Consider the following 25,182-nt stretch of genomic DNA (forward strand, 5'->3'; position numbering starts at 1 on the left):
CCGGCATGAGTCAGACATTCCTCGCTTTCACCCGCCGCAGTGCCGATCTGGAATGGTTGCAGAGCGCCCTGACGCCGTTGGGGCAGGTGCTCAGCGCCGGTCGCGGCGCGCTCGACGAGCTGCTCGGGCTGATCGACGTCACCAGCGCCAGCCTGGTCTTCGTCGGCCTGGACCGCGAAAACCTGGTGGCCCAGACCTCGCTAATCGAAGGCGCCCTCGCGGCGCGGCCGATGCTGGCGGTGGTGGCCATGGGCGATGGCCTGGACAACCAGCTGGTGCTCAACGCCATGCGCGCTGGCGCCCGTGATTTCGTCGCCTACGGCGCCCGCACCAGCGAGGTGGCCGGATTGGTGCGGCGTCTGGTGCAGCGGCTACCAAGCGTGCTCCCCAATCACAATGCCGGACGCCTCACCGCCCTGTTCAGTCGCCAGCAGGATGCCGATGCGGCGCTGCTGTCTGCGCACCTGGCGCTGGCGATCCAGCAGTGCGGCCAGCGCACCTTGCTGCTGGACCTCGGCCAACCCCAGGGCGACAGCCTGGCGCTGCTCGGGCTGGAAGCGTCCTTCCATTTCGCCGATGCCCTGCGCAACCTGCGCCGGCTGGATGCCGCCCTGATCGACAGCGCCTTCGGCAGCCACCCCCAGGGGCTGCGCCTGCTGGTGCAGGAGGCAGGCGGCGAAACCCTGGAGCGGATCAACGCCGCCGAGCTCTACCTGTTGCTCGGCACCCTGCGCCAGCACTTCCAGCACATCGTGGTGAACCTGGTGGGGCAGCCCGATAGCGAGGCCCTGCGCATCCTCGTCGGCAACGCCGACCAGTTTCTCTGGTGCACCGACCAGAGCGTGCCGGACTGCCGCCGCAACATCGAGCTGCTGGGACGCTGGCGCGAAGCCGGGGTCAAGCTGGAGCACGCGCAACTGCTGGTGGATCGTCACCTGCGCGGCGTGGCGCCGGAAACCGAAGTACTGGCGCGCTCCTTCAACCTGCCCGTAGCGGAAACCCTGCCCAACAGTCCCGAGCTGCGGATGAATGCCAAGAACCAGGGCCGCAGCCTGTTTGAGCTGGCGCCCCGTGAGCGCCTCAGCCAGCGCCTGCGCCAGCTGGGCGAGCGCCTGGCCTGCAGCGAGCAGCCGCGCCTGCGGCCGTGGCAACGGCTCTGGAGCGTCCGCTGATGAGCGGCGAGAGCCTGTTCGGCGGCGCCGCCCGCTACACCCAGCTGGGCCATAACGATCCTCAGGGCCTGAAGCTGGTGCTGCACCGCTACATCATCGATGCCATCGACGATGACGGCGTGAACATCCTCGAAGGCGCGCGTGGCGCGGTCTCCCAGTACGTCATCGACAAGGTGGTGGAGTTCGTCGGTCGCCATCACCTGGCGGTGTCGCGCTATGAAATGGAGCGGCTGGCCGAAGAGCTGGTAGATGAACTCACCGGCTTCGGCCCGCTGGAAGTGCTGCTGCGCGACCCCGGCGTCACCGAGATCCTCGTCAATGGCCCTTGCCGCATCTTCATCGAGCGCGAGGGCGTGCTGCACCAGAGCGATCTGCGCTTCATCGACGACCAGCACGTGCTGCGGGTGATCCAGCGCATCCTCGCGCCGCTCGGCCGGCGTCTCGACGAGTCCAGCCCGATGGTCGACGCGCGCCTGCCGGACGGCAGCCGGGTCAACGCCATCATCCCGCCCATCGCCCTGGATGGCCCCTGCATCTCGGTGCGCAAGTTCCGCAAGGATCTGCTGCAAAGCTCCGACCTGCTGGCCTACCAGTCCCTGGACGAACCCATGCTGCAGTTCATTCGCCGTGCCGTGGGCGAGCGCTGCAACATCCTGGTCAGCGGCGGCACCGGTACCGGCAAGACCACGCTGCTCAACGTCATGAGCCTGTTGATCGACAGCCATGAACGCCTGGTGACCATCGAGGACACCGCCGAACTGCAACTCAACCATCCCCATGTGGTGCGCCTGGAAACCCGCCCGCCGAATGCCGAGGGGCGCGGCGAAGTGGCCGCCAGCGACCTGATCCGCAACGCCCTGCGCATGCGCCCGGACCGCATCATCCTCGGTGAGATTCGTGGCGTCGAAGTGCTCGACGTGTTGCAGGCGATGAACACCGGTCACGACGGTTCCATGAGCACCGTGCACGCCAACTCGGCGCTGGATTCGCTGCTGCGCCTGGAAACCCTGGTGGGGCTCACTGGCCGCCAGGTGGCCGAACGCACCTTGCGGCAGATGATCTGCGCGGCCCTCGACCTGGTGGTCCAGCTCACCCGCCTGCCCAACGGCCGACGCTGCATCAGCGAAGTCGTGGAGGTGGTCGGCGTGCGTGACGACGTCTACGTCACCAACTGCCTGTTCCGCCTCGACCGCGCCAGCGGTCGCTTCATCACCGAGGCGGTCAACCCCGCCGGGGAGAAGCTGCGCCAGGTCGTGGGGGGCGCCCGATGAGCGCGCCGCTTCTGCTCGGCCTGCTCGGCAGCCTGCTGCTGGCGCTGGGGCTCGTGCTGCTGCAGAAGGGCTGGCGCCAGTCCGGCCAGGAACGGGTGCTGCAACGCCTGGGGCAGGGCATGGCGGCGACGGGGCCCGTGTCCAACCGCGCCGGATGGCTGGAGCGGACCTTCCTGCGCGCCGGCCTGGACCTGCCACGCGAACGGCTCGGGCTATTGCTGACGACATGGCTGGCGGCAGTCTTGCTGGCGGCACTGGCCGGCGGCTGGATACCAGCACTGGCGATGGCGCTGCTGATACCCCTGGGCCTGCGCGCCTGGCTGGGGTGGCGCTATCGTCGGCGGGTGCGGCGCCTGGTCGAGCAACTGCCGACGTTGCTCGATCAGGTGGTCCGCAGCCTGCATGCCGGACGGACCCTTGGCGATGCCGTGGTGCGCGCTATCGACGCGTCGCCCGACCCGCTGCGCGCGGCCCTGTCGCGGGTGTCGCGGGATGTGCAGTTGGGCGTCAGCCTGCCCGACGCGTTGCAGGAAGTGGCCGACCTGTTCGAACAGGAGGAACTGCGCATCCTCGCCCTCGGCGTACGGGTCAATCACCGCTACGGCGGCGGCGCCAGCGAACTGCTGGGCAACCTGATCAAGGTCATCCAGGAGCGCGAACAGATCGCCCGCCAGTTGCGCGCCATGACCGGTGAAACCCGTTTCACCGCCGTGGTGCTGGCGCTGCTGCCGATCTCGGTGGCCGGCTACATCCTGGCGGTGAATCCGGGTTACTTGATGAGCCTGTGGCTGGATGCCAGTGGCCAACGGATGCTGCTCACGGCCTTCCTCATGCAGGCGCTGGGCTGCTTCATCCTCTGGCGCATGCTGAGGAGCGTGTGAGATGGCGCTGATTCTCTTCGCTGTCCTGCTGGGCCTGGCTGCGCTGCTGCTGTTGGCCAGCCTGCTGGGCGCGCGCCAACAGCGCCATCGGGTTCACCAGCGGCTGCTCGGCCACGACTTTGCCGGGCACCTGGGCGACGAGTACTGGCAAGGGCTGATTCGTCGCCTGGGTGCCAGCCGGTTGGCGCGGCGCTACCTGGCCCTGGACGGTGAAACCCAGTTGCTGCTCAGCCGCATCGGTTGGCGTCGTGCCAGTCGCCGCACGCTGTTCCTCGTCTGCCAGCTCATTGCGCCGCTGCTCATGCTCGGCCTGGTGTTGCTGGGACAGTCGCTGCTGGAAGAACCACCGGCGCAATCCTGGCTGGCGCCCTTCCTGGCGGCCGGCTGCGGCCTGCTGTTGCCCAAGCGGGTGCTGGCGATGGTCGCGTTGCGCCGCCAGCACGCCTTGCAGCAGGAGCTGATGGTGTTCATTCCCATGGTGCGCATCCTCTTCGAAGCCGGGCTGACCGTGGAGCAGGCGCTGCGGGTGCTCAGTCAGGACGGTCGTGACCTGATGCCGGTGCTCACCGCCGAGCTGCGTGGCCTGTTGCAGCACGTGGACTCGGGCCTGGAGCTGGGTGAGGAACTGGGCAAGCTGGCGCGCCTGCTGGCAGTGGATGAGCTGACCGACAGCTTCACCATTCTCGAACAGCTGGTACGCCAGGGGGGCGGCGCCATGGCATCGCTGCTGGCACTGAAGAAACTCTTGGACGACCGTCGCCTCACGCGGATGCAGGAGTACATCTCCAAGCTCTCCGCGAAGATGGCGGTGGTGATGATGTTGCTGCTGTTCCCGGCCCTGCTGATCGTGCTGGGCGGACCGGGGCTGATGGCGATAGGCCGCGCAATGAGGGGAATGGGATGAGAAGGATGCTGATGCTTTGCGCGTTGGGGTTCCTGGGTGGGTGCGCAAACCCGCCGGTCCAGGTCGGCTGGTTGGCGCAGGGAGGCTGTGGCCAGCCCACGCAGGAACAGGAACTGGCGCTGAACCTGGCCCGCGACATGGCGACCGAAGGCCGTGCGCACGCTGCCCTGGCACATCTCCAGGCACTGCCCGCCAATCTGCCGGAAGTGCGACTGCGCCAGGCGCGAATCTATCGCAGTCTGGATCGCACCGAGGCCGGGCCGCTCTACCAGAGTCTCCTGGGCACCTGTCTGGCCGCCGAAGGACACCATGGCCTGGGCCAGCTCGCCGCGGCCCGGGGTGATCAGCGCGAAGCCCTGGCGCAACTGCGCGAGGCCGTTGACCGTGCGCCCACCGATGCCAAGGTGCGCAACGACCTGGGGCTGGTGCTGCTGCGCGAAGGGCGGGTGGCGGATGCACGCTTCGAATTCCTGACCGCACTGGAGCTGGGCGAGGGCGATACCTTGCCGGCGCAGAACCTGCTGTCGCTGCTGTTCTATGAAGAGCAGTACCAGCAGGCCGCCGAACTGGTGTCGCGCCTGCGTCTGCCGGCTGATGTGGTACGCGGGGCCGAGGCGCGGGCGCGGGAGATGAAGCGACAGGGGCTGTCCGCGCCGCTGGCAACGCGACCGGTCGAAGCCGATGCGCCGCTGCTGGCGGAAGTGCGCAAGGCCGCGTCCACTGGCGACGAGGAGGTGGGGCCATGAAAGTCTGGATCGCCATCCTTTTCCTGGGTGCCTGCGCCGGCTTGCAGGCCGCCGAAGACGCCCGCCATGCGCAACACGAGCGCCAGCGGAACACCGAACAATGGCTGAGCATCCAGCGCGAAGGCAGCCAGGCCTCGCGCCACGCGCAGACGGCCAGCGCCGCTGAACGCGAGCTGGCCAACCAGCGCTGGCTGGAGAGCTTCAAGTACGCCATTCCCGAGCGCTACTACGGCGATGGCATGAGCGTCGACGGCGGGTCGTCTTCGAGCGAGTGAGGCACGTCATGCGCAGCCTTCGCCGACAACGCGGCGCCATCGGACTGATGGCGACCATGGTGCTGTTGATCGCCCTGATGATGCTGGCATTGACGGTGGACGCCGGCCGCCTCTATTTCGAGAAGCGCAAGCTGCAGCGCGTGGCCGACATGGCGGCCATGGAAAGCGCCGCGCAGTCCGGACTCTGCGGCACCACGACGGCTTCCGGTGTGCTGGCGCTGGCCAACACTGCTGCGGCGCGGCATGGCTATTCCGGCAGCCTGGGTACAGGGAAGAACAGCGTCGGCCTCGGTTATGTGGCGCTAGATGGCGCGGAGGAACGGCGGGTGTTCACGCCCTCCGCGACCCGCGCCGAAGCGGTGCGGGTACTCGCCAACCAGGAAGTGCCTGCCAGCCTCGTGCTGGGCGGTCTTTGGGGCGAACGTGTGAATCTTCAGGCGGTGGCCGTGGCGCAGCGTCCGGCATTGGCCGCCTTCTCCCTGGGCAGCGGGCTGGCTTCCCTGGACCCCCAGCAATCGGCCGTACTCGATGCGTTGCTGGGCAAGATGCTCGGCACCACGCTGAACCTCGACGCAGCGTCCTACGACGGCCTGGCCAATACCCGGCTGAACCTGCTGGAACTCAACCGCTACCTACCTCCGGCCGCGCAGGTGGACCTTTCCGCCGGTGACGTGGACCGCCTGTTGGACACGACGCTGACCCTCGACCAGGTCCTGGACGCGACGGTCGGTGCCGCCAATTCGCGCGAAACCCTCTCGGTCGGCGTGCGCAACGGCTTGAACAGCCTCACCAACGTCACCCTCGGCGCCACCCACGTGAAGCTGGCGGACATCCTCGATGTGATCACCCCCGCCGGTGGCGGCGAACAGGCGCTACGCACCGACCTCAGCGCCCTTGACCTGGTGACCGCCCTGGCATTTCTCGCCAACAAGGCTCATGCGGTGGATGTGGCGTTGGGCGTTAGCATGGGGTCATTGCTCAACGCCAAGGTCGCGCTTTACGTGGTCGAGCCGCCGAAGATTGCCATCGGGCCGCCGGGCAAGGACGCCAACGGACAATGGCGCACCCAGGCGACCACTGCACAGGTAAAGCTGCAAGTCAGCTCCGATGTGAACGTCTCTGGATTGCTGACCATCAGACTGGGGTTGGCATTGAATGTCGCGGAAGGTTGGGCTGCTTTGGACCGGGTCGATTGTGGAAGCATCCTGCCGGGACAGCGGAGCGTGCAGATTAAGGCGCAGCCGGGCATCGCCTCGCTGGGGTTGGGGACTTTTCAGGCGCTGGGTGGCCCGCAAACCACGCTGAATCCGGTATCGGTGACGCTGATACCGTCATTGCTCGGCGTATCGGTGAACATCAGCTCGCAGACCCAGGTTGCCAGCGCTACGGCGGAGGATCTTGAATTCAAGTTGGCGAGCAACACGCAGTTACCGCTGCGGCAGCGTGCAGGGTCCGATGTTGGGGATGCGCTCGATGCGGGATTGAACAACCTGGTCGGGAATCTCAACGTCAGCGTGTCGGGCGTCGAGGGCAAATGCCTTCAGAACATCTTGAACTGCGTCATCTCCGGGGTGACCAGCTTGCTGAATCCGCTTACCAGCGCATTGCTTCGAAGCCTGGTTATCGCTGTGCTCCAGACCACCATTCCAGTGCTGGGGGACGCCCTGATCGAGCCGGTACTCAGGTTGCTCGGCGTCGAACTGGGCTATGCCGACGTGCGCCTGATCGATCTGGATACATCGGCGCCGAGGCTGATGCTCTGAGCCGGGGAAGGCTCGTGCAGGTTGCGCTGGAGCGAAGGTCGGTCGCCGAACCTGTAGGAGCGAGCTTGCTCGCGAACAGCCCGGGCAGAACCCTTTCGCGAGCAAGCTCGCTCCTACAATTTTGAATTCGCGCCTACATCGTCATCAATGCGCCACCTGCTGCGCCCGCCGTGCCGGTGGGGCCATGGCCAGGGCGAGCTGGGTGCGGTTGTGCATGTGGGTCAGACGCAGGATCTGCGAGACATACAGCTTCACGGTGTTTTCCGTCAGCCCCAGCTCGCACGCCGTCTGGTAGTTGGTCATGCCCTTGCCCACCAGCCTGGCCACTTCCAGCTGGCGCGGCGAGAGCTTGTCGAACGGTGGCTGCGTGCCCATGTCCTGGCATTCCACCAGCTGCGGGCTGTGATCGACGGGGCCGCGACGGCGCCTGTTGATGTCGTGGTACAGCTCGTCGATGGATTCGGCGAGGGTGCGCAGCTTGTTGTTCAGCAGGGCCAGTTCCAGGTTGTCCTGGCGACGCTGCTGCAGCCGTTCTTCCAGGCGGCGCACGGCGCGCAGGACGTGCTCTGGATCGATGGGTTTCTGGTAGTAGTCGGCGACGCCGGCGCGCATGGCCTCGATCACGTCTCGTGGCTCGGCCTGGCCGGTGAAGATGATCGCTTCGAAGGCGCGACTGCTGCTCAGACGCTCCATCTCCTGGACCAGGGCGATGCCGTCGAGCTCCGGCATGTGCAGGTCGCAGAGCACAATGCCGATGTCGGGGTCTTCATGGAAACGCCTGAGGGCCTCAAGGCTGGAGGAGTAGCCAACGCAGTGGTAACCGCAACTTTCGAGGAATTCCTGGAGTTCGATGACTATGGCTTCATCGTCATCCACGACGAGCAGGGTACAAGGTTGAGAATCCATATCCAGCCTTCCAATGCGAGCGATCCGGGCGATTGATGCTTGCGCTTCCCCAACCCGGCACGCGGGATTTGGAACGGCGGTGCAGTAAGTACGAAAGATATAGCACTTTCATATCACTGCCAGTCAATTCGTCAGAATTAGTGCTGCCAAAGAACCGACGAACAGAAAGGGGGCGAATGGATAGCGGCGGGCGTGCTCCGGGGACACCTGCGCCAGGGATTGCCGCATGCCGGCGGTCAGCACCGGCCAGAGCGGGCGCGAGAGGATGGCCCAGGCCAGGTAGGCCACTCCCGCGCCGATCAGGCAATGAAGGACGAATGCAGGAGCGCTGCACAAGGCGATGCCCAGCAGCAGCTTCACATCACCCGCGCCCAGTTTGCCGATCCACCAGCCCGGAACGGTCAGCAACAGGGCCAGGCCGGCCGCGAGCAGGCCGTCGGTAGGCGAGGCGTGCAGCAGGGTTTCGCCACGCAGCTGCAGATAGAGCAGGGCAAGTGCCGTGCCGCCGAGGGTGAGCCAGTTGGAAATGCGCCGCTGCCTGAGGTCCTGCAGGGCGCAAAGGGCGATCCAGAACAGCAGGGGGAGGGCCGACATGAATTATCCGTTGCGTCCGAAAAGTCCTTCTATGCTGCTATCTGTGTAGACGAATCTTCAGAAGGCAGCTGAGCATTTTCTGCCGCAGTGCGGCCGCCAGTCAGGAAGGTTTCCAATGAGAAAAGGGGTTGCGCCGCGCTTCGCCAGGTCGCAGAAGGGTGCTGCGGCTATCGAGTTTTCCCTGGTCTTCGTCATCTTCTTCGCGATCTTTTACGGCGTGGTCAGCTACTGCCTGCCGCTGCTGATGCTGCAATCCTTCAATGAAGCTTCGGCCGAGGCCGTGCGCCGCGCGGTTTCGATCAACCCCGAATCCGCCAACTACCTCGCCCTGGCCACCACCGAAGCGAATACCGCGATCATCCAGAAGCTCGCCTGGTTGCCGGCGAGTGTCCGCAGCAACCTGCCGCCGGCGGTCAGCCTCAGCGGCGGCGTGCTGACCGTGCGCATTGCCTATCCCTACAACGCCAAACCGCTCGTGCCGTTCCTGGTGCTGCCGGGGATCGGGCGAGTACCGCAACTGCCGGACGAACTGGCGGCCCAGTCAAGCCTGCGGATACAGAATCCGTGAGGCTCGACATGCACGATGGTGCGGAACAACTGGGGTCGTCGAGCCAGGCCTTGCTGCAGGCGGCCCGCAGCACCCCATCCAGCCTGCTGATGGCGCTGGACGTCCAGGGCCGGGTGATGGGCATCGCTGGCGCCCTGGGATTACGTCTGGGACGTTCGGCCAACGGTCAGAGCCTGCCGCTGGCGAGTTTCGTCAGCGGCCACTGCGCGGCGCTGTTGCACGGGGCGCCGGAGCAATGGAGCCGCGATTGCCTCGACCTGGATTTCATCTGCCCCGACGGCCAACTGCTGCACACCCGTGGGTGGCTCAGCGCTACCCGTGACGGCTGGTTGCTGCAGGCGCTGGATATCGGTGACCTGATCCGTCACCAGCAATCGGGCGACCTGCGCCGCCAGGCCCTGCTGCATGCCGGGCAGGCGGCGGAGCACCTGCGCATGGCCAGCGCGTCCCTGCTGCCCCAGGTCACCCACGAACTTCTGGAGGCGATTGCCTTGCGCTGGCGGGTGCCCTGCCTGGCGCTGGCGCTGCATATGCCGGGTGGTCAGGGTTGGCAAGTCTATGCGCAGTACCGGGGCCACGGCGCGCCCGGTCTCTGGCAGGAAGGGCAGCGCCTGGGGCAGGAGCTTGCCGACCTGCCTGGTCGGGCTCCGCAGCGCTGGAACTGGTCCCAGCTGTCGCAGCATCCACGGCTGTTCGCGCTGCTGGGTGATGGCCCAGCCTATCTGGTGCCCTTTGTGGAACTCGCCGGTGTCAGCGCCTGGCTGTTCTGCGCGCCGTTCGAACCCGACCCCCACGCCGCCTTGGGTGACGCCGAATGGCAGCAGATTTGCGCCCAGATCGCCGGCCCCCTGCTCACGCGTTTGCGGGAGCAGAGCCAGCGCCATGAAGGGGGCCGCCTCGATGCGTTGCAGGATCTACTGGGCGCCGGTTGGTGGGAATACCTGCCTGCCTCGAAGGAAGTCATGCTGGCCCCCGCGCTGGCCAGGGCCTGGCAGGCCGACAGCCAGGACCGGTTGTCGCTGGAAAACTGGCTGCAACAGGTGCACCCGGCCGACCGCGACGAGTTCCGAGCCCGACTGCGCGCCACCGAGTTGAACGGCCAGGGTTTTACCCAGTGCCTGCGGCTGTATTTGCCTGGCGTACAGGAGGAGGCGATCTGGCATCGGGTGCAGGCGCGAGTACAAGGCCCGGCTTCCCAGCCACGGGTATTCGGCTTCCTGCTGGACATCAGCGACATCAAGGCGCAAGAGGCCAGCGCGGCGGCGGCCCATGCGCGCCTGCGCAACCTGATCGCCAGTGCCCCGGCGGTGATCTACGTATTGCGCTACGACGACGGTGCATTGCTGCCGGAGTTCTGTAGCGACAGCCTGGGCCCCATGCTCGGCTGGTCCCTGGCGGAGCTGCAGCAGGGCGGGCTGGCCGAGCGTGTCCACCCCGACGATCACGAGATTTTCTTTGCCCGTACCCGCAGCCTGTTGCGTGATGGGCAGGTCAGTTGTCGCTACCGCCTGCGCGACCGCCAAGGCAACTACCACTGGCTGATGGACGAAGCCCGCCTGCTACGCAACGAACTGGGCCAGCCCCAGGAAGCGGTGGGTATCTGGCTGGACGTGACGGAAGCCACCCTGGCCGCCGAGCGGGTGCGCGAGAGCGAGGAGCGTTACCGCATCCTGGTGGAAGACTCTCCGGCGATGATCTGCCGTTACACCCCCGACCTGGTGCTGCGTTTCGCCAACCGTCCGCTGGCGGACTACCTCGAATGCCGGCCGGAAGAGGTCGCCGGCACCCACCTTGGCGCCTGGCTCTCCGGCGAGCAGCGCCAGACCTTCCAGGAGCGGCTGATCGGCCTCACCCCGGAGCAACCGATGAGCACCGCCGAAATCTGCCTGCAACTGCCCGGCCGCGAGCACGCCTGGTGGATCTGGGCCGACCGTGGCGTGTTCGACGAGCACGGCCGCCTGCTGGAGGTGCAGGCGGTGGGCCGCGACAACACCGAGGTGCGCAAGGCCCAGCAGCAGCTCTACCAGGGCGCCAAGATGGCCACCCTGGGCGAGATGGCCACCGGCCTCGCCCATGAGATGAACCAGCCACTGAACGTGATGCGCATGGCGGTGGCCAATGTGCTCAAGCGCCTGGCCAGCGACGAGGTACAGGTGGACTACCTGCGCGACAAGTTATTGCGCATCGAGGCGCAGGTGCAGCGCGCGGCGCGCATCGTCGACCACATGCGCGTGTTCGGCCGGCGCTCGGACGTGGAGCAGCAATTGTTCGACCCACGCCAGGCGGTCGAGGGCGCTCTGTCGCTGCTCTCCGAGGGGCTGCGCGGCAAGGGCGTGGAGGTGCGTCTCGCGCTGGGCGAACAGGGTTTCTCCGTACGCGGCTTCGCCGACCAGCTGGAACAGGTGCTGATCAACCTCATGGTCAACGCTCGCGACGCCATGCTCGGCAAGAAGGAAAAGGAGCCGGACTTCGCCCCGTCCATCCTCGTTGGGCTGGAGCCGCGCGGTGCCTGGGTGGAGTTGCGGGTGGAGGACAACGGCGGCGGCATCGACCCGCGATTGCTGGAGAAGATCTTCGAACCCTTCTTCACCACCAAGCCCGTGGGCAAGGGTACCGGGCTAGGGTTGTCGGTGAGCTATGGCATCGTCCAGCAAATGGGTGGCCGCCTCAGCGTCGAGAATGCGGCCGAGGGCGCCTGCTTCCGCATCGCATTGCCGCTCTATGAAGGATCACCGGGCGTGGAGGTCGTCAGCCCGGTAGAGGAAGGGTCGGTACTCGTCAGCTAGCATCCTGGCGATCAGCGACTGCATTCCCAGCCAGGCTGCTCTGCCCCTAGCCGCCCCCCCATTCTGGCAATACCCCCGAACCTGACTAACCTTTCAAGAGGTATGCCTGGCATGTACCGGGTACCGCCTGCCTGATAAGGGAGAACACGATGGACATGAACCGTCGACAGTTCTTCAAGGTCTGTGCCGTGGGCCTTGGAGGATCGAGCCTGGCGGCTCTGGGGGTCGCCCCCCCGGTAGCCTTCGCCGACCAGGTGCGTCATTTCAAACTGGCGCGCACCATCGAGACGCGCAACACCTGCCCTTACTGCTCGGTCGGCTGTGGCCTGATCATGTACAGCCAGGGCGATGCCGCGAAGAACGTCGCGCAGAACATCATCCATATCGAAGGCGACGCGGATCACCCGGTAAACCGCGGCACCCTCTGCCCGAAAGGCGCGGGCCTGCTGGATTTCGTCCACAGCCCCAACCGCCTCAAGTACCCCGAGATTCGCGAGCCCGGTTCCAGCGAATGGAAGCGCATCGAATGGGATGACGCCCTCGACCGCATCGCCAAGCTGATGAAGGCCGACCGCGACGCCAACTTCGTCACGCAGAACGACCAGGGCCAGACCGTGAATCGCTGGCTGAGCACGGGCTTCCTCGCTGCGTCGGCTTCCTCGAACGAGGCGGGCTACATCACCCACAAGGTGGTGCGTTCCCTGGGCATGCTGGGGTTCGATAACCAAGCGCGTGTCTGACATGGCCCGACGGTGGCAGGTCTTGCCCCGACGTTTGGCCGAGGAGCCATGACGAACCACTGGACCGACATCAAGAATGCCGATCTGGTGCTGATCATGGGCGGCAACGCCGCCGAAGCCCACCCCTGTGGATTCAAATGGGTCACCGAAGCCAAGGCGCACAACAACGCCCGGCTGATCGTGGTCGATCCGCGCTTCACCCGTTCGGCCTCCGTCGCCGACTTCTACGCGCCGATCCGCACCGGGACCGACATCGCCTTCCTTGGCGGACTGATCAACCACCTGATCACCCAGGACAAGATCCAGCACGAATACGTGCGCAACTACACCGACGCCCCCTTCATCGTGAACGAAGGCTTCACCTTCCAGGACGGCCTGTTCAGCGGTTACGACGAAGCCAAGCGCGCCTACCCTGACAAGTCCACCTGGAGCTACGCCAAGGGCGAGGACGGCTACGTCCGTTCCGACATGACCCTGCAGGACCCGCGTTGCGTGTTCCAGCTGATGAAGCAGCACTACAGCCGCTACACGCCGGACCTGGTCAGCAGCATCTGCGGCACGCCGAAGGAGCAGCTGGAGAAGGTCTGGAGTCAGGTGGCGGAAACCTCGGACCCGCGCAAGACCATGACCATCATGTATGCCCTCGGCTGGACCCAGCACTCGGTGGGCTCGCAGATGATCCGCACGGGCGCCATGGTGCAACTCCTGCTCGGCAACATCGGCATGCCCGGTGGCGGCATGAACGCCCTGCGCGGTCACTCCAACATCCAGGGCCTGACCGACCTCGGCCTGCTCTCCAACTCCCTGCCGGGCTACCTGACCCTGCCGGCCGACGCCGAGCAGGACTACGCCGCCTACATCGACAAGCGCGCCGCCAAGCCGGTTCGACCGGGGCAGATGTCCTACTGGCAGAACTACGGCAAGTTCCACGTCAGCCTGATGAAGTCCTGGTTCGGCAAGTCGGCCACCGTCGAGAACAACTGGTGCTACGACTGGCTGCCCAAACTCGATGTGCCGGCCTACGACGTGCTGCGCTACTTCGACCTGATGTATCAGGGCAAGGTGAACGGTTACTTCTGCCAGGGTTTCAACCCCATCGGATCGTTCCCCAACAAGGCCAAGGTCACTGACAGTCTCAGCAAGCTGAAGTACTTGGTGGTCATGGACCCGCTGGCCACCGAGACCTCGGAGTTCTGGCGCAACGCCGGCGAATTCAACGACGTCGACACCGCCAGCATCCAGACCACGGTGTTCCGCCTGCCGGTCACCTGCTTCGCGGAGGAAGACGGTTCCCTGGTCAACAGCGGGCGCTGGCTGCAGTGGCACTGGAAGGGTGCCGAGCCACCCGGCCAGGCGCGCACCGATATCGCCATCATGGGCGGCCTGTTCCATCGCCTGCGGGCGGCGTACGCAAAAGAGGGCGGCGCTTTCCCCGATCCGATCCTGGGCCTGGACTGGAACTACCTGCGTCCGGACGAGCCGGGGCCCGATGAAATCGCCCGCGAGTTCAATGGCAAGGCCCTGGCCGATCTCACCGATCCGGCAACCGGCGCAGTGCTGCTCAAGGCCGGCGAGCAGGTGCCCGGATTCGCCGTGCTGAAGGATGACGGCACCACCGCGAGCGGCTGCTGGATCTTCGCCGGCAGCTGGACTGCCGCAGGCAACCAGATGGCCCGTCGCGACAACGCCGACCCGTACGGCATGGGCCAGACGCTGGGCTGGGCGTGGGCCTGGCCAGCGAACCGGCGCATCCTCTACAACCGCGCCTCGGCCGACCCGTCCGGCAAACCGTGGAACCCGGACAAGAAGCGCCTGGTGTGGTGGAACGGCAAGGCCTGGACCGGCACCGATGTGCCCGACTACAAGGCCGATCTCGCGCCGGAAGCCGGCATGAGCCCGTTCATCATGAACCCCGAAGGCGTGGCGCGATTCTTCGCCCTCGACAAGATGAACGAGGGGCCATTCCCCGAGCACTACGAGCCCTTCGAAACCCCGATCGGACGCAACCCGTTGCATCCGGACAACGCCAAGGTCACCAGCAACCCGGCGGCTCGAGTGTTCAAGGGGGACTGGGAGATGTTCGGCAAGGCGGACCAGTTCCCCATCGCCGCCACGACCTATCGGCTCACCGAGCACTTCCACTTCTGGACCAAGCACTGCCGGTTGAATGCGATCACCCAACCCGAGCAGTTCGTGGAAATCAGCGAGGCCCTGGCCAAGGAACTGGGTATCGCCGCTGGCGACCGGGTCAAGGTTTCCTCCAACCGCGGCTTCATCAAGGCCGTCGCGGTGGTGACCAAGCGTCTGAAGCCGCTCACGGTCGACGGCAAGACCGTGCACCAGGTCGGCATCCCGCTGCACTGGGGCTTCTCCGGCGTGGCCAAGGCCGGCTACATCACCAATACGCTTACGCCCTTCGTGGGTGACGGCAACACTCAGACGCCGGAATTCAAGTCGTTCCTGGTCAAAGTGGAAAAGGCATGAGGAGCTGAGCCATGGCATCACAAGACATCATCGCCCGCTCCGCCACCACGACACCCATGCCGTCCGTTCGCGAGATGGACGAAGTGGCGAAGCTCATCGACGTATCCAAGTGCATCGGCTGCAAGGCCTGCCAGGTCGCCTGTTCGGAGTGGAACGACCTGCGCGACGAGGTGGGCCAGAACCATGGCACCTACGACAACCCGACCGACCTCTCGGCCAACTCCTGGACGGTGATGCGCTTCACCGAGCACGAGAGCGAGGCCGGCAACCTGGAGTGGCTGATCCGCAAGGACGGCTGCATGCATTGCGACGAACCCGGCTGCCTGGCGGCCTGCCCGAGCCCGGGCGCCATCGTGAAGTACGCCAACGGCATCGTCGACTTCAACCAGGACAAGTGCATCGGCTGCGGCTACTGCATCACCGGCTGCCCCTTCAACATCCCGCGCATCTCGCAGAAGGACCACAAGGCCTACAAGTGCACCCTGTGTTCGGACCGCGTGTCCGTGGGGCTGGAGCCGGCCTGCGTGAAGACCTGCCCCACCGGCGCCATCGTCTTCGGCAGCAAGGAAGACATGAAGGAGCACGCCGCCGAGCGCATCACTGACCTCAAGTCCCGTGGCTTCGAGAATGCCGGGCTGTATGACCCGCAGGGGGTCGGCGGCACCCACGTCATGTACGTGCTGCACCACGCCGACCAGCCGTCGCTCTACGCCGGCCTGCCGAACGACCCGGCCATCAGCCCCATGGTCAGCCTGTGGAAAGGCGTGACCAAGCCCCTGGCCCTGTTGGGGATGGGCGTGGTGGCGCTGTTCGGTTTCTTCCACTACGTGCGGGTCGGCCCGAACAAGGTGGAAGAAGACGAAGCCCCGCGCGCTGATCCGGCCGTGCACAAGGTCGACCCAACGGTGCACAGCTTTGATCCCAAGGCACCGAGTTGATGTGCTTTTTACTCCCTCTCCCTGTGGGAGAGGGCCGGGGTGAGGGTGGCTTGCCCCGAGCATGGAGCCCGACATGAACAAAGACATCGAACGCTACACCCCCTCCGAGCGCAGCAATCACTGGGCGGTGGCCATCCTGTTCTTCCTCGCCGGGTTGTCCGGCCTGGCGTTGTTCCATCCGGCCCTGTTCTGGCTGACCAACCTGTTCGGCGGCGGTCCCTGGACACGCATCCTGCACCCCTTCCTCGGCGTCGCCATGTTCCTCTTCTTCATCTGGCTGGCCATGCGCTTCGCCCACCACAACCGCTGGGAAAAGTCCGATAGCCAGTGGCTCAGGCAGTGGAAGGACGTGGTCAACAACCGCGAGGACCGATTGCCGGATGTGGGGCGCTACAACGCCGGGCAGAAGCTGCTGTTCTGGGTCCTGCTGCTCAGCATGCTGGTGCTACTGGCCACGGGCGTGGTGATCTGGCGGCAGTACTTCAGCCATCTGTTCGGTATCGAACTCATCCGCCTTGCCGTACTGCTGCATGCCGTCGCGGCCTGGGTGCTCATCTGCAGCATCATCGTCCACATCTACGCCGGTATCTGGATCAAGGGCTCCATCAGCGCGATGCTCCACGGCTGGGTCAGCACCGGCTGGGCCCGCAAGCACCACAGGGGCTGGTACAAGGATTTGGCCAAGGGCGAAGACAACAAGCGCTGAGATTGCCTGTGGCATTTCTGTAGGAGCGAGGGGGACGCCGAGTTCTTGCTCGCGAAAGGTTCGTAGGATGGGTTGAGCCAGGCGATACCCATCGATTGGGCGCAAACGACAGGTAACGCCTGGCTCAACCCACCCTACACATTGTTCAACGGAACCCATCGACAAGGAGTCCTGCGTGCCAGCCCAGATTCTCGAACCCGGACAGATCGAAGCCGCCGCGAACATCCCGCCCTTTCTCCACCTGCCGGGGCCGGACCTGTTCCACAAGCGCGCGGCACGTCTGCGCCAGCTCGCCGAAGGTCATCCGCTTGCCGGCTACCTGCTGCTGATCGCTGCACTCTGCGATGCCCAGCAGCAGGTGCTGGACAATCCGCCGCCACTTCCCGGCCCGGCTCCCGAAGCCCTGGCGCGCAGCCGCGAACACGGCATGCCGCCCATTGCCTACGAAGCACTGGTGCGCGCCGATGGCTGGCTTGCCGCCTTGGATGCCCTGCTGGCGCGCTTCCCGGTGCCCAGCAACGCGGCCGTCGCCGATGCCTTGCGACAGCTGGGCGAAGCCGATACTGCCCAGCGCAAGACCTGGGGCGTGGGTCTGCTCAGCGGCCAGTTCGACCTCCTGCCTCCGGCCATCGCGCCCTTTGTCGGCGCCGCCCTGCAAGTCGCCTTCAGCCACTGGATGCTGGTCCTGCCCGACGGCGCGATCGTCGAGAACGAGGCCAAGGTCCTCTGCCCGGCCTGCGGTTCGCCGCCGGTCAGCGGCATGATTCGTCATCGCGGCAAGCACAACGGTCTGCGTTACCTGGCGTGTTCGCTGTGCTCGTGCGAATGGCACTACGTGCGCCTGAAATGCAGCCATTGCCAGGAGAGCAAACACCTCGCTCACCTCTCCCTCGAACGCGACGGCGTGAAGAGCGAGCAAGCGCCCATCCGCGCCGAGACCTGCCCAAGCTGCCAGGGCTACCTCAAACAGTGCTACCTGGAGTTCGATGCCGAGGCCGAAGCCCAGGCCGACGACCTGGCCAGTCTCGACCTCGACGTACGCCTGAGCGAGGAGGGTTATCTGCGCCGCGCCCCCAACCTCCTGTTGGCCCCCGGATCGGAATAAGCACCTAGACTCAAGCACGGACCCAATGCCCCGCGCTAAGGAATGCTCATGTCGGCCGCTCGCTTGCCTTCTGTCGACCGCCTGCTGCGCAGCCCGGCCTGCGCCCCACTGCAACAGCGTTACGGCCGCGAGGCCCTGCTCAAGACCCTGCGTGACCTGCTCGACGAATTGCGCGAGCCGGCGCGCCATGGTCAGCTCGCCGCCATCGAACTGACTGATGCAGTGCTCGCCGGACGCGCTGGCGAGCGCCTTGCCGCAGCACACTCCAGTCGGGTGCGGCGGGTGTTCAACCTCACCGGCACCGTGCTGCACACCAACCTCGGCCGCGCTCTGCTGCCGGATGAAGCCATCGAAGCCATCACCCTTGCCGCACGCTTCCCGCTCAACCTGGAATTCGACCTCGCCAGCGGCAAGCGCGGCGACCGCGACGACCTCATCACGGGCCTGGTCCGCGAGCTGACCGGTGCCGAAGCGGTCACGGTGGTCAACAACAACGCCGCGGCGGTGCTGCTGGCGCTGAACAGCCTTGGCGCGCGCAAGGAAGGCGTGATTTCCCGAGGCGAACTGATTGAGATCGGCGGCGCCTTTCGCATTCCCGACATCATGGCCCGGGCCGGTGTGAAACTTGTCGAAGTGGGCACCACCAACCGCACCCACGCCAAGGACTACGAGGCCGCCATTGGCCCGCGCACCGGCCTGCTGATGCGGGTGCACACCAGCAACTACAGCGTGCAGGGCTTCACCGCCAGCGTACCCACGGCAGAACTGGCGGCCATCGCCCACGCCCATGGATTGCCGCTGCTGGAAGACCTCGGCAGCGGCACCCTGGTGGACCTCTCGCGCTGGGGCCTGCCCAAGGAACCCACTGTGCAGGAGGCCCTGCGTGACGGCGCCGACATCGTCACCTTCAGCGGCGACAAGCTGCTGGGCGGCCCCCAGGCTGGGCTGATCGTCGGCAACAAGGAGCTGATCGGGCGGATCAAGAAGAACCCGCTCAAGCGTGCCCTGCGTGTGGACAAACTGACCCTTGCCGCCCTCGAAGCAGTTCTTGGTCTCTACCGCGACCCGGAACGCCTCGCCGAACGCCTCACCACCCTGCGCCTGCTCAGTCGCCCGCAGCAGGACATCCAGGCGCAGGCCGAACGCCTTGTGCCACCGTTGGCTGCGCAACTTGGTACCGGCTGGCTGGTGAGCGCGGCGCCGGCACTCGGCATGATCGGTAGTGGCGCGCAGCCGGTGGCACGGCTGCCCAGTGCAGCCCTCTGTCTGCGCCCGCAACAACCCAAACGCCTGCGCGGCCGCGCCCTGCGATTGCTGGAAGAGAGTCTGCGCACTTTGCCCATCCCGGTGATCGGCCGCCTCGACGATGACGCCCTGTGGCTCGACCTGCGCCAACTCGACGACGAACCCGCCTTCCTCGCCCAACTGCCGCACTTGCAGGGGGCCGTTGAGTGATAGTCGGCACCGCAGGCCATATCGATCACGGCAAAACAGCACTGCTGAAGGCCCTCACCGGCCTGGAAGGCGACCGCCGCCCGGCTGAGCGCGAGCGCGGCATCACCATCGACCTCGGTTACCTGCATGCAGACCTGGGTGACGGCCAGCCCACCGCCTTCATCGATGTGCCCGGTCACGAACGCTTCATCCACAACATGCTGGCCGGTGCCTGCGGTATCGACCTGTTGCTGCTGGTCGTGGCCGCCGACGACGGCGTGATGCCGCAAACCCGCGAACACCTTGCCATTGCCGAGTTGCTGGGGGTTCGCCGGGCCGTTGTTGCGCTGACCAAGCTCGACCGCGTCGATGCCAAACGCATGGACCAGGTGCGCGCTGAAGTCACTGCGCTGCTGGCGCCGGGGCCCTTGGCAGGCGCCGAAACATTCCCTGTGGATAGTTTGAGCGGCAAGGGCATCGAAGACCTTCGCCAGGCTTTGCTGGCCGCAGCCGCACGTAATCCAGAGGGCGGCGCTGACGGGCATTTTCGCCTACCCATCGACCGCGCCTTCAGCGTTTCCGGTGCCGGGGTGGTGGTCACCGGCACTGCTTTCGCGGGGCAGGTGAAAGTGGGCGATGAACTGGTCCTCAGCCCCTCAGGCAAGACGGTGCGCGTGCGCGGCCTGCAGGCACGCAATCAGCAGGTCGAAGAGGCCCAGGCGGGGCAACGCGTGGCCCTCAACATCACGGGCGACCGCCTGAGCCTGGACCAGATTCATCGGGGCGACTGGCTGCTGGCCCCAGCCTTGCTGGCGCCCACCACGCGGGTGGACATCGATCTGCGTTTACTGTCCAGCGAGCCCCATGACTTCGCTCACTGGACGCCGGTGCATATCCACCTCGGCGCCCAGGATGTCACCGGCCGCGTGGCCTTGCTGGAAGGCAACAGCCTGCTGCCAGGCCGTCGCATGTTCGCCCAGTTGCTGCCGAATGCGCCTGTCCATGCGGTGCATGGTGATCGTCTGGTGCTGCGCGACCAGTCCGCCCAGCGAACCCTCGGCGGCGGCCGCGTACTCGACCCCTTCGCGCCTGCGCGTAATCGCCGTACGCCGGAGCGATTGGCGCAACTGCAAGCGCTGCGCGGCGAAGGTCTGGAAGCCGCCTTGCCCGCCCTCCTTGGGACGGCCAGCAACGGCCTCGCTCCGCATTTGCTGGAGCGGCAGTTCAACCGACCTCGCACCGGCTGGACGCTGCCTCCCGAGGCGGTAGAAATCACCACCCGTATTGGTCAGCGACTGTTCGCCAGGGAACGCTGGCAGGCACTGGAGCAGCAACTGCTCGACGGCCTGGCACGCTTCCACGCTGAACTCCCCGACGAACTCGGCCCCGACCGCGACCGTCTGCGCCGTTACGCGCTCTCCGAACTGGAGCGGCCCGTCTTCATCACCCTGCTGGAACAGCACCTGTTCGCAGGCACTGTTCAATCCAGCGGCCCCTGGCTGCATCTGCCCGATCATCAGGTCCAACTGAACGAGGCCGACGAAGCCCTGCGCCAACGCATCTGGCCGCTCCTGGAGGCCGGCCGATACGACCCGCCCTGGGTTCGCGACCTGGCCAAGGAGCTGGCGGTGGAGGAGGGCGCCATGCGCCTGCTGCAACGCAAACTCGCGCGTCTCGGCCTGCTGCACCAGATCGTGAAAGACCTGTTCTACCCCGACACGACCATCCACCAACTGGCTACACTGGCCCGGCAACTGCAAGACGAACACGGCACCATCAAGGCCGCCGCCTGGCGCGACCGCCTCGCCATCGGCCGCAAGCGGAGCATCCAGCTACTCGAATACTTCGACCGCATCGGCTTCACGCGCCGCATCGGCGATCAACGCAAGATCAGGGAAGACTCCGCACTGGCCCAAGCGCCCAGCCCCTGATCACAAGTTATGGAAGGCAAGCACGCCCGGTGGCGTGGCCGGGCTTCAAACCCGGTGGGGGACGGCAGCCGTTCCTGGGTGAGTTCGACTCTCACTGCCTTCCGCCATTTTCCTTCTTCCCACTCCCCGCCTTGCATGTGAGGAATAGCGGCCTACTCGGCTGCGAGTTGCCGTTCCTACCAAACATCTACCCGTCCTTCCGGTCGATATGGAAAAGCACATACGGATACCGCTTGAGCTTTTCAGGAGCGAAATTCGGCCCTCGGTTTTTTTCTTGAGTTTCCGTGGCTTGCGCCCGCTTCTTAGTGTCGATCCTGACATTTAGACAAACGGTCAGTCCGCTTGTGCGTGTGGTTCTTGCAGGCTTGCGTCGTGCTCATCACTATTCAATGCAGTTCTCTCGCAGTTGCTTCAAGGGGAGCGGGCAGCCGGCAGTTTGCTGCTCATTCAATTGAACGTACCGCAATGACACAGGTATCACCGCTCCAAGGCAGCGCCTCTGAGAAGGCGCACTGAAGCAAGCGATTATCAGGAGTTGGACATGACTATCCGATTCGCATTCGGCAGCGCGCTGGTCCTTATGGCGAGCGTGGCATTTGCCGGGGCTCCCGCAGCCAAGAAAGACAGCGATAACTATTACCTGAACTGGCAGGAACGAAACGGCGCCATCGCGCTGGACACCGTCTGCAGCAAGAACGAGAAAGGCACCAAGCAGTTCCGTAATTGCCAGCAGCATGCCCAGGTGATCTTCCGCAACTCGTGCACAAAGGCGAAAGACCCAGCCAGCAAATGGTGCGTTGCGCAGACCCAATACAAACCCTGAGTTCGTCTCGATCACGGAGGAAGGCATCAACTTCCTCCGTACCTCTCTCGAAGCCTCGATTTGCGGGGCTTTTCTCTGCTCTTTTGTTGCGTTCTCGACCGCTGGGTAGAGCGGCGCGGCTGCCTTCAATCGCCCGTTTATAGTGGATAAGTGACCCTTGCAACGGCGCTTCTCTCACCGTGGGAGGCCAGCGATGAATGCAGCAAGGTATCGGGTACTGATCATTGCCGTTTTCGGACTGTGCGCGTGCGCGGGACCGGCAGGCGACGCCAGGAAAGAATTGCTCGAAGTCAGATTGAACGCCACGCCGAAGAACGCCGGGCGTATCGCCCAGGCGACGCTGGTGCCGCGGGGTGATGAGACGAGCATTTCGTTTGTGATCAGCGGCGTACCTTCCTTCACGACCCGCCCCGTCCGCCTTTACACCTTCATCTACCCGGGAAGTTGCGCGCATCCCGGGGCAGCGCCCGCCTATGAGTTGAACAATACGCTAACCACCGAACGCCATTTCCGGGGTGATGTCTGGCGGATGTCGAAGTCCGCGCCTGTTCCATTCTCGACGTTACGCGCAGGCGATTACTCACTCGTACTGCGGACGACGCCCGCAGATGGCAACTACGACATTTTCTGTGGGGATATCCACTGAGGGCACCGGACATTCTGTAGGAGCGAGCTTGCTCGCGAATGAGCGTGCACAGCCTGTTCGCGAGCAAGCTCGCTCCTACTCGCCGATTACTCGCAAAGTTTCCCGCTCTTGGCTTCCGGCATCAGCGCCATGTATTGCTTGCCGCTCATGTGCACCAGTTCGTCATGGCGACCGGATTCGAAGTAGATGTCCGGTTGTTCCGCCAGGGATTGGTCGATGAGGGTGTCGAGACCGAACAGGTTACCCACGGCGGGGATGGCGCCGGTTTCGCAGTTGGCGAAGCGTTTGCCGAAGTCCCGTTCGCGCACCAGGCGCCAATGGCGGTGGGTGAGTTTGTGGACCTTTTCCAGGTCGACATGACGTGACGCGGGCACCACGGCCATCATCCAGTGGCCCTGGAAGTCGTCGAGGATTACCGGTTTGGCCATTTGCTGCGGTGGCACGCCGGCGCGGCGGGCGGCTTCGCGGGTGGTCATGGATGCGGTGTGATTGAGCACGTCGAAGCGTGTCTTGTGCTGCATGAGGCTGCTTTGCAGCTGGGTGATCATGGTCATGGGACACCTCCTGCCAGGCGGTGGCTCATCGCTCCCGATAAGCCTGCGTTGCCGGCACGCAAGGAGGAGCCTCCCGCTCCCCACCCGGCATCGGCGCTGGCCGATGCCATGTGGATAAGTTTAGTGAGGGGATGGGCTGTCGGACCGAAAGGTGCCGACCGGTTCAGGGCCGATCACGGCGCATGGTCATGGACTCAATCCGTGAGGGCTTTGTCCATCTGCACCAGGGCGACCCGCCGGCCGTTCGGGGCGAGGCGTTCGACGATTGCGCGTGGCTGGTAGCCGAGCCGGGAGTAGAGGAGCAGGCCGCCAGCATTGGCGTTGAAGCAGGACACTTTCATCAGCCTGGCCTTGTACTGCTCGCGGGCCTGGCGCTCCATGGCGCTGATCAGGTACTGGGCCACGCCATGGCCGCGTGCCCAGAGCGCCACCATCATGTTGCCGAGGGCGCAGAACTCGCCGTGCTGCCATTGGTAGAAGTTGGCGAAGCCGGCGACTTTGCCGTCCAGCAGGGCCACGGTACTACCGCGTCGCTCGGCCATGGCGGCGGCGAGCTGGCCGACGGTGAGCGGCCAACTGGCCTTGGGGTAGGCGAAGAACAGTTCGTCCGCATCCTGGGGGAAGCGGACGATTTCGTGGAGGTCTTCGGCGCTGGCGGGGCGGTATTGCAGTTGGGGATTGACAGCGGGCATGAGGTCCTCAGTGCGGCGGGTACTGGGCGATCACCTTGGCGACCGTTTCGCGGATGGCGGCTTCACGTTCAGCCGGAGTCGGCGGCGAGTTTTTCATGATCTGTTCTGCACTTCCGCGCCAGACCAGCTTGCCGTCCTTGGTGTCATACAGGTCCACCTGGATGGTGGCGACCTTGTAGGTGTAGACGCGGGTTTCGGTGTAGGCCGGTCCACCCCAGTAGCCTCCCCAATATCCGCCCCAGTAGCCGCCGTAGTTGTAGCTGCTCTGCTGCTGGCGCTCATCGACTATCAGCCAGGATTGCACGTCCAGGTCGGCCTTGCCGCTGGTGGCCGGGCGCAGGCCGCGCTGGTCGAGCTGCTGGCCGACGGCGTCGCGGATGCGCTGTTCGGTGAGGTCACTCTTGATGCGCGGGTCGTCGGGGCTGTACTGCAGGGCGGGCTCTTTCCAGCTCCAACTGCGGTACGCGCCGAAATCGCGAGAGCTGTCGTAATCGCGATTGACGTTGTAGTTCTGGCAGGCGGCCAGGAGCAGGACGGTGGAAAGGAGTAGCGTGAGGCGGGTCATGATCGGATCTCCTCTGCCGGAATCATTATCGAAACGCAAGGCAAGACAGTCGGCAAGGGGAATTTGAGGGCGCTCTATCCCGAGGCTTTCATTCAATTCGGCGGATAGTCGTCCAGGGCTTCCTTCACCGCTTCGCGCAGCGCGGCCACGCCGTCGGAGCGGCTGCCGTTGGCGTAGGTTTCGCCGCTGCCACTCCACACCGGCTGGTTGTCGCGGGCGTCATAGAACTCCAGGTAGACCACGGCCACCTGTTCCTCATAGGTGCGCACGACCGGCACGGTGGCCCATGCCCCGTACTGGTCGCGCCACGGACCGCTGCCGTAATAGGCGCCGCCATAGTCGTCGTACTGCCGCAGGCGCCGTTCGTAGCGCAGGCTGGCGCTGACCTTGAGATCGGCCTGGCCGGGATCGCGTGCCTGGCGCAGGCCATGCTGGTCGAGGCCGGAGTTGACCATGTCGGCCATCTGCTCGGGCGTCGCCCAGTTGTTGCCGGCGGGAAGCTGGCCGTCGAGCCAGGTCCAGCTGCGGTAGCGGCCGAAGTCGCGCGGCGCGGCGGGATAGGCGCTGCTGTCGAAGGTGGTCGCCGCACCCGGTGGAGCGGGAGGCAGCGGGCGAGACTCGGCCTTGTACGGGTTCTGGCTCTGGCAGGCGGACAGTAACAAGGCAAATGCGAGCAGCGCGGGCTGTTTCATGGGGCC

Annotated in this window: 23 protein-coding genes and 1 tRNA gene; 18 read left to right on the forward strand and 6 right to left on the reverse strand. The window is 65.4% G+C overall.

The features are described 5' to 3' along the window. The first annotated feature begins 5 nt into the window (after positions 1-5). Genes DM872_RS11700 through DM872_RS11730 form a run of 7 tightly spaced genes read left to right on the forward strand, consistent with a single transcriptional unit; the run spans position 6 to position 7,012 of the window. Positions 6-1,172 (forward strand): pilus assembly protein, encoded by a 1,167-nt coding sequence (locus DM872_RS11700; RefSeq protein WP_179059654.1) that lies wholly within the window; start codon positions 6-8, stop codon positions 1,170-1,172. Continuing rightward, positions 1,172-2,443: a CpaF family protein gene (locus DM872_RS11705; protein WP_179059655.1), complete on the forward strand. Its 1,272-nt coding sequence runs from the start codon at positions 1,172-1,174 to the stop codon at positions 2,441-2,443. The genes DM872_RS11700 and DM872_RS11705 overlap by 1 nt, the downstream gene beginning before the upstream one ends. Continuing rightward, positions 2,440-3,324 carry a type II secretion system F family protein gene (locus tag DM872_RS11710; protein ID WP_179059656.1) on the forward strand — a complete coding sequence of 295 codons (885 nt, stop codon included), beginning with the start codon at positions 2,440-2,442 and terminating at the stop codon, positions 3,322-3,324. The genes DM872_RS11705 and DM872_RS11710 overlap by 4 nt, the downstream gene beginning before the upstream one ends. A gap of 1 nt (position 3,325) precedes the next feature. Then, positions 3,326-4,228: a type II secretion system F family protein gene (locus tag DM872_RS11715; protein ID WP_179059657.1), complete on the forward strand. Its 903-nt coding sequence runs from the start codon at positions 3,326-3,328 to the stop codon at positions 4,226-4,228. Continuing rightward, entirely contained in the window at positions 4,225-4,974 is a 750-nt protein-coding gene (locus DM872_RS11720) for a tetratricopeptide repeat protein (RefSeq protein ID WP_256873377.1), read from the forward strand. Before DM872_RS11715 ends, DM872_RS11720 begins: the two co-directional genes overlap by 4 nt. Further along, a complete protein-coding gene (locus DM872_RS11725) occupies positions 4,971-5,249 on the forward strand; it encodes a DUF3613 domain-containing protein (RefSeq protein WP_179059658.1) in 279 nt (92 codons plus the stop codon). The genes DM872_RS11720 and DM872_RS11725 overlap by 4 nt, the downstream gene beginning before the upstream one ends. An 8-nt stretch (positions 5,250-5,257) precedes the next feature. After that, positions 5,258-7,012 carry a TadG family pilus assembly protein gene (locus DM872_RS11730; protein WP_179059659.1) on the forward strand — a complete coding sequence of 585 codons (1,755 nt, stop codon included), beginning with the start codon at positions 5,258-5,260 and terminating at the stop codon, positions 7,010-7,012. A gap of 144 nt (positions 7,013-7,156) precedes the next feature. Here DM872_RS11730 and DM872_RS11735 read toward each other — a convergent pair whose 3' ends face one another. Further along, on the reverse strand, positions 7,157-7,918 hold the full coding sequence (locus DM872_RS11735) for a response regulator transcription factor (protein ID WP_179059660.1): 762 nt from the start codon (positions 7,916-7,918) through the stop codon (positions 7,157-7,159). A gap of 123 nt (positions 7,919-8,041) precedes the next feature. Then, on the reverse strand, positions 8,042-8,512 hold the full coding sequence (locus tag DM872_RS11740; protein WP_179059661.1) for a prepilin peptidase: 471 nt from the start codon (positions 8,510-8,512) through the stop codon (positions 8,042-8,044). Between the two features lie 115 nt (positions 8,513-8,627). On the opposite strand from DM872_RS11740, the gene DM872_RS11745 reads away from it, so the two are divergent. The 11 genes from DM872_RS11745 (at position 8,628) to DM872_RS11795 (ending at position 22,673) form a co-directional block, all read left to right on the forward strand. Beyond that, the gene (locus DM872_RS11745) at positions 8,628-9,080 is read left to right on the forward strand and encodes a TadE/TadG family type IV pilus assembly protein (protein ID WP_179059662.1); all 453 of its coding nucleotides are present in this window, start codon (positions 8,628-8,630) and stop codon (positions 9,078-9,080) included. Positions 9,081-9,088: 8 nt separating this feature from the next. Further along, positions 9,089-11,866: a PAS domain-containing sensor histidine kinase gene (locus tag DM872_RS11750; protein WP_256873379.1), complete on the forward strand. Its 2,778-nt coding sequence runs from the start codon at positions 9,089-9,091 to the stop codon at positions 11,864-11,866. Positions 11,867-12,015: 149 nt separating this feature from the next. Continuing rightward, positions 12,016-15,090: a formate dehydrogenase-N subunit alpha gene (gene fdnG, locus DM872_RS11755; protein ID WP_179059663.1), complete on the forward strand. Its 3,075-nt coding sequence runs from the start codon at positions 12,016-12,018 to the stop codon at positions 15,088-15,090. Between the two features lie 11 nt (positions 15,091-15,101). Then, positions 15,102-16,028 carry a formate dehydrogenase subunit beta gene (gene fdxH / locus DM872_RS11760; RefSeq protein ID WP_179059664.1) on the forward strand — a complete coding sequence of 309 codons (927 nt, stop codon included), beginning with the start codon at positions 15,102-15,104 and terminating at the stop codon, positions 16,026-16,028. 73 nt (positions 16,029-16,101) lie between these two features. Then, the gene (locus DM872_RS11765) at positions 16,102-16,734 is read left to right on the forward strand and encodes a formate dehydrogenase subunit gamma (protein WP_179059665.1); all 633 of its coding nucleotides are present in this window, start codon (positions 16,102-16,104) and stop codon (positions 16,732-16,734) included. Between the two features lie 175 nt (positions 16,735-16,909). Next, positions 16,910-17,839, forward strand: coding sequence for a formate dehydrogenase accessory protein FdhE (gene fdhE, locus DM872_RS11770; protein WP_179059666.1), 930 nt, complete (start codon positions 16,910-16,912; stop codon positions 17,837-17,839). Positions 17,840-17,887: 48 nt separating this feature from the next. Continuing rightward, positions 17,888-19,294, forward strand: coding sequence for an L-seryl-tRNA(Sec) selenium transferase (gene selA / locus DM872_RS11775; protein WP_179059667.1), 1,407 nt, complete (start codon positions 17,888-17,890; stop codon positions 19,292-19,294). Continuing rightward, positions 19,291-21,204: a selenocysteine-specific translation elongation factor gene (selB, locus tag DM872_RS11780; RefSeq protein WP_179059668.1), complete on the forward strand. Its 1,914-nt coding sequence runs from the start codon at positions 19,291-19,293 to the stop codon at positions 21,202-21,204. The genes selA and selB overlap by 4 nt, the downstream gene beginning before the upstream one ends. An 11-nt stretch (positions 21,205-21,215) precedes the next feature. Next, positions 21,216-21,311, forward strand: a tRNA-Sec gene (locus DM872_RS11785). A gap of 434 nt (positions 21,312-21,745) precedes the next feature. Further along, positions 21,746-22,027, forward strand: coding sequence for a hypothetical protein (locus tag DM872_RS11790; protein WP_179059669.1), 282 nt, complete (start codon positions 21,746-21,748; stop codon positions 22,025-22,027). 193 nt (positions 22,028-22,220) lie between these two features. Further along, the gene (locus DM872_RS11795) at positions 22,221-22,673 is read left to right on the forward strand and encodes a hypothetical protein (RefSeq protein WP_179059670.1); all 453 of its coding nucleotides are present in this window, start codon (positions 22,221-22,223) and stop codon (positions 22,671-22,673) included. An 86-nt stretch (positions 22,674-22,759) separates the two neighbouring features. On the opposite strand, the gene DM872_RS11800 is transcribed toward DM872_RS11795, so the two are convergent. The 4 genes from DM872_RS11800 to DM872_RS11815 all read right to left on the reverse strand — a co-directional run bounded on the left by DM872_RS11800 (position 22,760) and on the right by DM872_RS11815 (position 25,176). After that, a complete protein-coding gene (locus DM872_RS11800; protein ID WP_077523645.1) occupies positions 22,760-23,227 on the reverse strand; it encodes an aminoacyl-tRNA deacylase in 468 nt (155 codons plus the stop codon). Positions 23,228-23,421: 194 nt separating this feature from the next. After that, on the reverse strand, positions 23,422-23,919 hold the full coding sequence (locus tag DM872_RS11805; protein WP_179059671.1) for a GNAT family N-acetyltransferase: 498 nt from the start codon (positions 23,917-23,919) through the stop codon (positions 23,422-23,424). Between the two features lie 7 nt (positions 23,920-23,926). Continuing rightward, positions 23,927-24,484, reverse strand: coding sequence for a DUF4136 domain-containing protein (locus tag DM872_RS11810; protein WP_179059672.1), 558 nt, complete (start codon positions 24,482-24,484; stop codon positions 23,927-23,929). 92 nt (positions 24,485-24,576) lie between these two features. Next, positions 24,577-25,176: a DUF4136 domain-containing protein gene (locus DM872_RS11815; protein WP_179059673.1), complete on the reverse strand. Its 600-nt coding sequence runs from the start codon at positions 25,174-25,176 to the stop codon at positions 24,577-24,579. Positions 25,177-25,182: the final 6 nt, after the last annotated feature.

The organism is Pseudomonas taiwanensis, assembly GCF_013393345.1.
In the GTDB taxonomy this organism is placed as follows: Bacteria; Pseudomonadota; Gammaproteobacteria; order Pseudomonadales; family Pseudomonadaceae; genus Metapseudomonas; species Metapseudomonas resinovorans_C.